Annotated in this window: 7 protein-coding genes and 1 pseudogene; 5 read left to right on the top strand and 3 right to left on the bottom strand. The window is 70.8% G+C overall.

The window, feature by feature from the left end; translation table 11 throughout:
* Positions 1-102: 102 nt before the first annotated feature.
* The gene (locus tag AB0H81_RS30170; RefSeq protein WP_355437855.1) at positions 103-177 is read right to left on the bottom strand and encodes a putative leader peptide; all 75 of its coding nucleotides are present in this window, start codon (positions 175-177) and stop codon (positions 103-105) included.
* Between the two features lie 38 nt (positions 178-215).
* Positions 216-1997, bottom strand: a complete 1782-nt coding sequence (locus tag AB0H81_RS30165) for a polysaccharide deacetylase family protein (RefSeq protein WP_358381317.1) — start codon at positions 1995-1997, stop codon at positions 216-218.
* An 85-nt stretch (positions 1998-2082) separates the two neighbouring features.
* Between AB0H81_RS30165 and ndhC the strand changes: the two genes are divergently transcribed.
* The 5 genes and pseudogenes from ndhC (at position 2083) to AB0H81_RS30140 (ending at position 6371) form a co-directional block, all read left to right on the top strand.
* Positions 2083-2454: an NADH-quinone oxidoreductase subunit A gene (ndhC, locus tag AB0H81_RS30160; RefSeq protein WP_358381315.1), complete on the top strand. Its 372-nt coding sequence runs from the start codon at positions 2083-2085 to the stop codon at positions 2452-2454.
* A 236-nt stretch (positions 2455-2690) separates the two neighbouring features.
* Positions 2691-3122 (top strand): annotated as a pseudogene (locus AB0H81_RS30155) (NADH-quinone oxidoreductase subunit B family protein); the annotation flags it as partial.
* Between the two features lie 290 nt (positions 3123-3412).
* The gene (locus tag AB0H81_RS30150; protein ID WP_358381313.1) at positions 3413-4057 is read left to right on the top strand and encodes an NADH-quinone oxidoreductase subunit C; all 645 of its coding nucleotides are present in this window, start codon (positions 3413-3415) and stop codon (positions 4055-4057) included.
* 186 nt (positions 4058-4243) lie between these two features.
* A complete protein-coding gene (gene nuoH / locus AB0H81_RS30145) occupies positions 4244-5185 on the top strand; it encodes an NADH-quinone oxidoreductase subunit NuoH (protein ID WP_358381311.1) in 942 nt (313 codons plus the stop codon).
* A gap of 229 nt (positions 5186-5414) precedes the next feature.
* Complete coding sequence (locus AB0H81_RS30140; protein WP_358381309.1) at positions 5415-6371, top strand: GNAT family N-acetyltransferase; 957 nt, start codon at positions 5415-5417, stop codon at positions 6369-6371.
* A gap of 410 nt (positions 6372-6781) precedes the next feature.
* Here AB0H81_RS30140 and AB0H81_RS30135 read toward each other — a convergent pair whose 3' ends face one another.
* The gene (locus tag AB0H81_RS30135; protein WP_358381307.1) at positions 6782-8074 is read right to left on the bottom strand and encodes a protein kinase; all 1293 of its coding nucleotides are present in this window, start codon (positions 8072-8074) and stop codon (positions 6782-6784) included.
* Positions 8075-8108 lie beyond the last annotated feature (34 nt).

The following is an 8108-nucleotide window of genomic DNA, read 5'->3' as shown; positions in this document are numbered from 1 at the left end:
CGCGTTCTCAGTTCCATGCTAGATCCTCGCGAGGTTCAACACGTTTCCTCAGCGCATAACGAGGGTAAACGCGGTGTCAGTCAGGGGGAGGCCGTTGAACCGCTAGGGGTGACACAGCGCCGACGCGAGCCTGCCGAGGTCGACGTGCAGGCGGGCGAAGAGGACTGTTCGGGTCACGAGGGCCAACTATACGTGCCCCGTAAGGGTGCGCCGTCTCAGGGTCCGTTCACCTTGCCGGCCGTCGCGGAGCGGTAGAAGTGCCCGGCCTCCATGCCTGGAGAGCCGTACAACTCCGGAACGGTGACGAAGGTGTAACCCTTCCCGCTGAGCTCTTTGAGGATGTCCGGAACCGCGTCAACGGTCGCGCTGTTGGTGTCGTGCAGCAGGATGATCGCGTTGTCCCGGGCGCCGCCGACGGCGCGGCGGGTGATCGCCCGCGCGTCCTCTCCCCGGCCCTCGGGATCCTCGGGCGTGTCGCGCGCGTCCACGTCCCAGCCGACCAGCGCCACGCCCACGCGGCGCGCCGCCTCCAGCACGTCCGGGCTCGCCACGCCGTACGGCGGGCGCGCCAGCGCGGGCATCCGCCCCGTGCCGGCCGTGATGACGTCCTGGGTACGCGTGAACCCGTCGACGATCCGGTTCAGCGGCAGCTTCGTCAGGTCGCGGTGCGCCCAGGAGTGGTTGCCGACCACGTGGCCCTCGTCGTGCATGCGGCGCAGCACGGACGGGTTGGCCTCGGCGCTGGTCCCGACGGCGAAGAACGTGGCCCGCGCGTCGCCGTTGCGCAGCTCGTCGAGCAGGCGCGGCGTGTCGGGGCCCGGGCCGTCGTCGAAGGTCAGGGCGATGCACTTGGCCCTGGCACAGTCCACGTGCCGGCGCGGCGGCCCCACGGGGGCTCCGGCCTGGACGCCGGAGCCGGCCCGGGACCCGGCGCCGAGCAGCGGCTTGTCCTCCGTCGGGGCGGTGATGCCCGTGGCGGTGGGAAGGTCGGCCGGATCGTCCTCGGAGGTGAACGGGGGGAGGACCGTCTTCCCGGGCGCCGTCGTGGCGGCGGCCTGGGCGAGCCGGCCCGTCTCCGACAGCAGCGGCTGGATCTGCCACGCCGGGACGGCCACCGCGACGCGCCCCAGCGAGCAGGACCCGATCTCGCAGTCGTCGAACTCCACGACCAGGTCGCCCATCCGGTTGAACGCCATCGAGTCGAGGCGGTCCTGGGTGGCCGTCACCGAGCCGCGGTCCACGGCCTGCCCGCGCGACTCCAGGCCCTCCCGGACCAGCCGGGCCGCCTCCTGCAGCGCCGGCTTGCCCGCGAGCAGCCCGGCCGAGCCGACGACCCGGTCGTGGCGCCGGTCGTACCAGAAGGTCCTGGTGGAGCGGGACCAGCCGTAGCCGACGAACTCGCCGCTGCGCAGCCGTACCCCCACAACGGCGGGGGACGCCGCGGTGAGCTGCCACTGCACGTTCAGCTCGGGACGGCGCAGGGAGGCGCTGGTGAAGACGCTCTCGCTGAGGGGGAGGGCGCGGGCGCCGCCGTCGGCGGGGGGTCTGCTCGCCTTGTACCCGGTGCCGCGGCCTGCCGAGCCCGTTCTGTAGCCCGCGCCGGAGTCCTTGTCCTTTTTGTCGTTGAGTCCTGTGCCGGAGTCTTTGTCCTTGAGTCCCGTGCCGGGGTCGCGGGGGCGGAGGGCGTCGGAGGAGGCGGCCGACAAGGCGGTGCGGAAGGCGTGGAGCTGCCGCTCGGCCTCCTTGTGCAGCGCGGTGCCGAGTGCCGGCGCGCCCTTGAGCTGGGGATAGGTGATGTGCACATACCGGGGCGCGCTCTCGCCCTCACTCAGTGACCGTGAGGTGAGTCCGGGCACCGTCGAGGGGTTGACGTAGTCGAGGAGGGTGGGGTCCGCGGGCACGACGGTGTTGCGCTCATGGGAGCCCGAGCTCAGGCCGCAACCGCCCGCCGTGAGGGCGAGCAGCGCGAGTCCACCAAGGAAGCGCAATTTGTGCATAGCTGCCAGGCTATGGGGGCGATCATCCCATTTACCCCAATTTGGGACTATAGGTCCGGAGGTTTGACTGGGTTACGATCGGGAGGTGGACGGTTACTTCGGGTCCTATGCGCTGGTCGCCGCGCTGTTCGCGATCGGCGTGGCCATCGTGGCGGGGGCCCTCATGGCCAACCGGCTGCTCCGGCCCACCCGGCCGACCCCCGAGAAGCTGACCACGTACGAGTGCGGCGTCGACCCCGTGGGCGAGGGCTGGGCGCAGTCGCAGGTCCGCTACTACGTGTTCACGTACCTGTACGTGGTGTTCGCCGTGGACGCGGTGTTCCTGTTCCCGTGGGCGACGGTGTTCGACGCGCCCGGGTACGGGCTGACCACGCTCGTGGAGATGTTCGTCTTCCTCGGCTTCATCGCGCTCGGCATCCTGTACGCCTGGCGCAAACGCGTCCTCACCTGGACCTGACCCCGGCCCGCCTTCGCGATCAGACCGGCGTTCATGTGGGCGGACTTGAACCGGCCGGGACTTGATCCGGCCGGGCTTGATCGGGCCGGGCGTGATCTGCCCGGACTTGATCCGGTCGGACGCGTGGAGGCCGGGACCTACTCCTCACGCCGATCACGCGGGACAATGGAGACATGGCAGCGACGGATCTCCCGATGCCCACCGTGGGGCCGGTCTCCCGGCTGGCTCCCAAGCCGATGCGCTTCGTCCTCAACTGGGGGCGGCGGTATTCGCTGTGGGTGTTCAACTTCGGGCTGGCGTGCTGCGCCATCGAGTTCATCGCCACGTCGATGAGCCGGCACGACTTCATCAGGTTCGGGGTCATCCCGTTCGCCAACGGTCCCCGGCAGGCCGACCTCATGATCGTCTCGGGCACCGTGACCGACAAGATGGCCCCGGCCGTCAAGCGCCTGTACGAGCAGATGCCCGACCCCAAGTACGTGATCTCGTTCGGCGCCTGCTCCAACACCGGCGGCCCGTACTGGGACTCCTACTGCGTCACCAACGGCGTGGACCAGATCATCCCGGTCGACGTCTACGTCCCGGGATGCCCGCCGCGGCCGGAGGCGCTGCTGTACGGGATCATGAAGCTGCAGGAGAAGATCGCCGGTGAGAAGCTCGGCGACCGCTACCTCTGGTCCCGCGCCCACGGCACCCCGCCCGACCCGGCTCCGTCGGACGCGCCTGCCGTTCAGCCCGGCGCGGTGTCGTCGGGAGCGCCTGCCGCTCTGCCGGGCCCGCAGTCGTCAGATGCGCCTGCCACGCTGCTCGGCTCGGAGTCGTCGGGAACGTCCGCTGCCCCGCCCCGCCCGGTGTCGTCGGAGGCGCCCGCTGCCCCGCCGAACCCGGAGTCGTCGGAGGCGCGTGACCGGCGCGGCGGCTCCGCTCGCGACCTGCGCGGCTCCGCTGAGGGGGACGCGTGACCGCCGGAGGAGCGGCCGGTCGAGCCGCCGGTGGGGCCGCCAGCAGAGCCGCAGGTGGGACGGCTGGTGGGGCCGCCGGTCGAGCGTCCGGTCCGGCCGCCGAGGAGACGGCCAGGCGCTTCGGTGACCGCGTCCAGACCACCGAGTCGTACGGCGAGACGACCGTCGACGTCACGGACCCCGGCGACTGGATCGAGGTCCTGACCGCGCTCAGGGACTCCGGCTACGTGTTCTTCGACTGGCTGACCGGCGTGGACGAGCCGCCCGAGACGTTCGTGATCGTCGCCCATCTGTACGACCCGGCCGCCTGCCGTCGCGTCCTGGTGCGCACGAGCGTGCCGCGCGCCGAGCCGCGCCTGCCCTCGGCCGTCGGCGTGTTCCGGGGCGCCGACTGGCACGAGCGGGAGACGTACGAGATGTTCGGCGTCGTCTTCGACGGCCACCCGAATTTGGTGCCGCTCCTCCTGCCCGACGGGTTCGAGGGCCACCCGCTGCGCAAGGACTTCATCCTCGCCGCCCGGGTCGCCAAGGCCTGGCCGGGCGCGAAGGAACCGGGAGAGTCGGGCCACGGCGCGCCGAGCCGCCGCAGAACGCTCCCGCCCGGAGTCCCGGCCGACTGGGGAACGGCACCCGATGCCTGACGCGCCAGGGGTAAGCCCCCTGATGTTTGATGAGTGCGGGGGGACAGCCCCGACGCCTGACGACCCCGACCGGGGACGGCCTCTGGTGCCTGACGCCCTCGCCCGGGGACGGCATCTGGTGCCTGACGCCCTCGCCCGGGGAGCGACTGCCGATGCCTGACGAGTCCGACCAGGAGGCCGCGCCCCATGCTTGACGTGGTGATCAGCTTCGTCGTGATCCTCGCCGTGTTCCTGGTGCTGCCCCTCATCGTGGGACAGACCGAGCACAAGGTCATGGCCCACATGCAGTCACGCCTCGGGCCGATGTACGCGGGAGGCTTCCACGGGTGGGCGCAGCTGATCGCCGACGGGGTGAAGTTCGCCCAGAAGGAGGACGTCATCCCGGCCGCCGCCGACCGGCGCATCTTCATGATCGCGCCAGGGGTGGCGCTGGTGCCGTACCTCGTCGTGATGATCGCCATCCCGATCGACCAGGGCCGTGTCGCGGTGAACCTGGACCTCGGGCTGTTCTTCGTGCTCGCCGTGATGGGCATCGGCGTGCTCGGCTCGATCATGGCGGGGTGGGCCTCGGCCAACAAGTACTCCGTGCTCGGCGGGATGCGCGCGGCCGCGCAGCTCATGTCGTACGAGCTGCCGCTGGTGCTGGCCGCCTCGTCCGTCGCGATGGCCGCGGGCACGCTGTCCATCCCCGGGATCGTCGAGGCGTGGCAGTGGTGGTGGCTGCCGTGGCAGGCCATCGGCGGCGTGGTCTTCTTCGTGGCCGGGCTCGCCGAGCTGCGGAGGCCGCCGTTCGACATGCCCGTCGCCGAGTCCGAGATCATCATGGGGCCGATGACCGAGTACACCGGCATGCGCTTCGCCCTGTTCATGCTGTCGGAGTACGTCGGGATCGTGGTGCTGTCGTTCCTGACCACGGTGCTCTTCCTGGGCGGCTGGCACGGCCCGCTGCTGCCGGGCTGGCTGTGGACGCTGGTCAAGGTGTTCGCGCTGGCGTTCGTGGTGATCTGGCTGCGGGTCAGCTTCCCGCGGCTGCGCGAGGACCAGCTCCAGAAGCTGGCGTGGGTGGGACTGGTCCCGCTGGCCCTGGTCCAGCTGGCCCTGACGGGCGTGGTGAAGGTCCTCACCTGACGACGGATACGCAGCCGACTCTTCCGTGACAGCGCCCGTAAGCCCGGTCCTCCCCGAGGTACGCGACCTCGGGACCCTTCACCCAGGCACGTGACCTTGCGCCCCCTCGAAGACGCCGCCCTTCGTCCGGTGTCGGTGTCGGTGTCGGTGTCGGCAGATAAATCCTTCGCCTCCACCAGACACGATCCTGTTACATGTCCCGCATGCTGCTGATGGGACACCCGCCCGCATGACGATCCTCGACGACGCGACCCTGGCCCGCCTCCACGACACCTACCTTCAGGCGTTCGCCGACCTGCCCGGCCCTCTCTTCAGCCGGCGGCGCTTCCAGTGGCTGTTCACCCACGGGGAGTCCGGCCAGCGACAGGAGGTCCGCGTGGTGGAGGAGGGCGGCGAGCCCGTGGCCGGCTACCGGCTGAGGTTCCCCGAGCACGACAACACGCACATCGCCTGGCTGGACCCGTTGTTCGTGCGGCCCGATCGGCGCGAACGCGGCATTGGCGCGCGCCTGCTGGAAGAGGCGGCCGGACGGGCACGCGCCAACGGCCGCAGCCTGCTGTTCGCGGAGACCCCCACCGACGGGCCCGGGGCGCACTTCGCCCTGGCACAGGGTTTCACCGTGTCCGTGGCAGAGGCCCGCCGCACCCTCGACCTGCGTACGGCCGACTGGGCCGGCTTCCGGCGGATGTGGCCCCCGGCGGAGGGTTACGCGGTCGAGCTCTGGACGGGCCCGACCGCACCGGAACGCCTGGCCGACCTGGGCGCGGTGATGGGCGGCATGAACGACGCCCCGGCGGACGCCGGCATGGAGCACTCCCGCTTCGACGTCGAGCGTGTCCGCGCACGGGAGGAGCAGATGGTGCCGGGTGGAGTCGACTGCTACACCGCGATGGCCCGGCGAGTGGATGACGGCACGCCGGCCGGATTCACCCGCATCTTCCTCGACGCCGGGCGGCAGGACGGCTGGGCGTTCCAAGCCGACACCGCCGTGCTCCGTCCGCACCGCGGCCACCGTCTCGGCCTCCTCCTCAAGCTGGCGAACCTGCTGCGCCTGCGAGAGCACGAACCGCAGGTGGAGCGGGTCATCACATGGAACGCCAAGGTCAACGCCCACATGCTGGCGATCAACGAGGCGATGGGCTTCACACTGCTGGATGAGTGGAACACCTGGCGCCTGGCCATCTGACCATGCGTCGCTGCCCGAAGCCCGAAGCCCGAAGCCCGAAGCCCGAAGCCCGCAGGCCCGAAGCCCGCAGGCCCGAAGCCCGCAGGCCCGAAGCCCGCAGGCCCGAAGCCCGCAGGCCCGAAGCCCGCAGGCCCGAAGCCCAGAGCCCGCTGCCCGCTCACCATGCCCGCTGACCGTGGCTTTTGGCCTGCTGCATGCGCCCGTTGCCCAGGGCCCCATGCCAGGGCCCCAAGGACCGTGGCCCGCCATCCGCTAGCTGCTGCCCGCTGCCCATGCCTCCAGGGCCTCATGCCTCCAGGCCCCCAGGCCCCCAAGGCCCCACCGGATGGGCCGGATGGGCCGGATGGGCCGGATGGGCCGGATAGGCCGATAGGCCGGTGGACCGGGGGCAGGGGGGCCGGATCACTCCGTCAATGGATGATCGCCATCATCACATCCGCAGCCGAAGGGCGGTCCTCGGGAGCCTTCTGGAGGCACGCCCCCACGACCCTTCGTAAGCCGGGAGGTAACGGCGACAGGTCCGGGTGGACCGTCAGCACCCTGTGGAAAACCGCCGGCACCGTGTCCTCGCCGAACGCCGGCCGTCCCGTTGCCGCGAACATCATCGCCACCCCCCAGCTGAACACGTCCGACGGCGGGCCCACCGCCGCCCCCGTCAGCTGCTCGGGCGACATGTACGGCGGGGTGCCGACCATCTTCCCCGACGTCACGGTCACCTGGTCGAGCGCACGCGCGATGCCGAAGTCGATCACCCGCGGCCCGTCGTTCCCGATCAGCACGTTGCTCGGCTTGAAGTCACGATGCACGATCCCGGCCTTGTGGATGGCCGCGAGCGCTCCGGCTGTGGATAACGCGAGCCGGGTGAGGCTGTCCTCGTCGCGCGGCCCGTGGTTGCGCACGAGCTGCTCCAGCGACGGCCCCTCCACGTACTCGCTCACGATGTACGCGTGCTGCCCGCTGATGTTCACGTCCAGCACACGGGCTGTGGAAAACGTCGCGACCCGGCGCGCCGCCTCCACCTCGCGGGCGAAGCGCGCCCGAGCCGTCTCGTCGACGAGGTCGTGCAGCACCTTCACCGCCACGCGCGCGCCGTTGGGCGCCTGCGCCAGGTAGACGGCGCCCTGCCCGCCCCTGCCGAGTGATCGCAGCACCCGGTAGTGCCCGATCCACTCGGGCTCCCCGGGAGTCCGCTGGTGGTACGTCGGCGCGGTGGTGCGCTGGTGGATGTCGGCGCCGGGAATGCGCGGAGACGGCCTCCGGTGGATGTCGGGCCCGGAAACGTGCGGGGAAGGGCTCTGGTGGATGTCGCGCGGAGGAACGTACGGATGCGGGCTCTGATGGCTCGCTTTGGCCATGAACGGCGGCTGGCTCTGGTGGTGGGGCCTGACCATGCGCGGCACGAGGATGCCGGAGTGGATGACGCCGCCCAGCCAGGTCACGACCAGGGCGAGCGAGATGAGCAAGGACATCGGCTCCGGAATGTCCTCGAACCGGTCGTACGCGAAGATGACGATGAGGAACGAGCCCACGCAGACGGTGTAGAAGGCGGCGGCGATCACCTGCCACACGCTGCGCAGCCAGTACGCCGCGAACGCGATCGTGAACGGCGTCAGCATCCCGCACGTCAACAGCGGCAGGGCGGCCCAAAGCACCGCAGCGGCCCATGCCAGGCCACTGGGACCGCGCGTCCGGCTGTTCGACATGCCGGAAGGCTATCGCCCCACTGTTGCCCATATC

The sequence above is a fragment of the Nonomuraea sp. NPDC050691 genome, assembly GCF_040654455.1.
Classification (GTDB): domain Bacteria; phylum Actinomycetota; class Actinomycetes; order Streptosporangiales; family Streptosporangiaceae; genus Nonomuraea.
The sequence above is the reverse complement of the archived record's forward strand: the minus strand, read 5'-3'. Positions and strand labels throughout refer to the sequence as shown.

Excerpts from the sequence above, each read along its gene's own strand:
- AB0H81_RS30165 (WP_358381317.1), bottom strand. The coding sequence starts at position 1,997 with ATGCACAAATTGCGCTTCCTTGGTGGACTCGCGCTGCTCGCCCTCACG.
- nuoH (WP_358381311.1), top strand. The coding sequence starts at position 4,244 with ATGCTTGACGTGGTGATCAGCTTCGTCGTGATCCTCGCCGTGTTCCTG.
- AB0H81_RS30140 (WP_358381309.1), top strand. The coding sequence starts at position 5,415 with ATGACGATCCTCGACGACGCGACCCTGGCCCGCCTCCACGACACCTAC.
- AB0H81_RS30135 (WP_358381307.1), bottom strand. The coding sequence starts at position 8,074 with ATGTCGAACAGCCGGACGCGCGGTCCCAGTGGCCTGGCATGGGCCGCT.